1 rRNA gene is annotated in these 1,879 nt (G+C 55.2%); it reads right to left on the minus strand.

What is annotated here, in order from left to right:
- Positions 1-170 precede the first annotated feature (170 nt).
- Positions 171-1,695: ribosomal RNA gene (locus tag AC50X7_RS18480) — 16S ribosomal RNA — on the minus strand.
- Between the last annotated feature and the right edge of the window lie 184 nt (positions 1,696-1,879).

Genomic DNA, 1,879 nt, shown 5'->3' on the forward strand with positions numbered 1-1,879 from the left:
CAAAGGAGATCAACCCGTACTAACAACCAGCCCGTGCCACCAGGCACCTATTCATTGATATTCCACCCTTGAGCACCCGCCGCAGAACAAACGTCTGCGCAACGGGCATATACTCCTGACAAACACCACCACCCACATACATGAGGACGGCGCTTGTAGGTGCTCCTTAGAAAGGAGGTGATCCAGCCGCACCTTCCGGTACGGCTACCTTGTTACGACTTAGTCCCAATCGCCAGTCCCACCTTCGACAGCTCCCTCCCACAAGGGGTTAGGCCACCGGCTTCGGGTGTTACCAACTTTCGTGACTTGACGGGCGGTGTGTACAAGGCCCGGGAACGTATTCACCGCAGCGTTGCTGATCTGCGATTACTAGCGACTCCGACTTCATGGGGTCGAGTTGCAGACCCCAATCCGAACTGAGACCGGCTTTTTGGGATTAGCTCCACCTCACAGTATCGCAACCCTTTGTACCGGCCATTGTAGCATGCGTGAAGCCCAAGACATAAGGGGCATGATGATTTGACGTCGTCCCCACCTTCCTCCGAGTTGACCCCGGCAGTCTCCTATGAGTCCCCACCATCACGTGCTGGCAACATAGAACGAGGGTTGCGCTCGTTGCGGGACTTAACCCAACATCTCACGACACGAGCTGACGACAACCATGCACCACCTGTAAACCGACCGCAAGCGGGGCACCTGTTTCCAGGTCTTTCCGGTTCATGTCAAGCCTTGGTAAGGTTCTTCGCGTTGCATCGAATTAATCCGCATGCTCCGCCGCTTGTGCGGGCCCCCGTCAATTCCTTTGAGTTTTAGCCTTGCGGCCGTACTCCCCAGGCGGGGCACTTAATGCGTTAGCTACGGCGCGGAAAACGTGGAATGTCCCCCACACCTAGTGCCCAACGTTTACGGCATGGACTACCAGGGTATCTAATCCTGTTCGCTCCCCATGCTTTCGCTCCTCAGCGTCAGTTAATGCCCAGAGACCTGCCTTCGCCATCGGTGTTCCTCCTGATATCTGCGCATTTCACCGCTACACCAGGAATTCCAGTCTCCCCTACATCACTCTAGTCTGCCCGTACCCACCGCAGATCCGGAGTTGAGCCCCGGACTTTCACGGCAGACGCGACAAACCGCCTACGAGCTCTTTACGCCCAATAATTCCGGATAACGCTTGCGCCCTACGTATTACCGCGGCTGCTGGCACGTAGTTAGCCGGCGCTTCTTCTGCAGGTACCGTCACTTTCGCTTCTTCCCTACTGAAAGAGGTTTACAACCCGAAGGCCGTCATCCCTCACGCGGCGTCGCTGCATCAGGCTTGCGCCCATTGTGCAATATTCCCCACTGCTGCCTCCCGTAGGAGTCTGGGCCGTGTCTCAGTCCCAGTGTGGCCGGTCACCCTCTCAGGCCGGCTACCCGTCGTCGCCTTGGTGAGCCATTACCTCACCAACAAGCTGATAGGCCGCGAGTCCATCCAAAACCACAAAAAGCTTTCCACCCCCCACCATGCGATGAGGAGTCATATCCGGTATTAGACCCAGTTTCCCAGGCTTATCCCAGAGTTAAGGGCAGGTTACTCACGTGTTACTCACCCGTTCGCCACTAATCCCCGGTGCAAGCACCGGATCATCGTTCGACTTGCATGTGTTAAGCACGCCGCCAGCGTTCATCCTGAGCCAGGATCAAACTCTCCGTTGAAGTAAAACAAAACGAACACAACATGCGCCCCCGGGAAAACGGGAAACACACACTGCAAAATTTGAAACCAGCTGTAAAAACCAGACCACCCACAGGGGCGGACGATCCAGTCAATTCAACCAATCAATAAAAAATTGGTATCAACAAACTTGGCACACTATTGAGTTCTCAAACAACAGACACA

Source organism: Pseudarthrobacter sp. Hb11, from assembly GCF_059383655.1.